Source organism: Bradyrhizobium sp. CCBAU 51627 (genome assembly GCF_028128765.1).
Classification (GTDB): Bacteria; Pseudomonadota; Alphaproteobacteria; order Rhizobiales; family Xanthobacteraceae; genus Bradyrhizobium.
Genome location: NZ_LBJG01000031.1, coordinates 1 through 225, shown reverse-complemented (window position 1 = coordinate 225; position 225 = coordinate 1). Strand labels below are relative to the sequence as shown.

The 225-nt window shown below is 69.3% G+C and carries 1 protein-coding gene; it reads right to left on the bottom strand.

Annotated elements, in window-relative coordinates; genetic code table 11:
* Window positions 1–225 (bottom strand): hypothetical protein (locus XH88_RS25555; RefSeq protein ID WP_271671017.1); only part of this gene is annotated, 225 nt, incomplete at both ends.

The window sequence follows — 225 nt, the reverse complement described above, 5'->3', positions numbered from 1 at the left end:
GATGGTCGCCGTCAGCTGCACCAGGTTGCTGACGTAGTTGTCCAGCGTGATCGCCTCGTTGCTGTCCGCAACGCCCGGCGAGGTGCCGGTGTCCCCGGTGTTCTCGTGGATCGCGCGCAGCTGCGTCAGCGTCACGTCGCCCGCACCGGCACCCGAGGTCACCACCGACAGCGTGAACACGATGTCGCCGCTCGCCGCGCTGGTCGCATCCGTGCCCTGACGGCC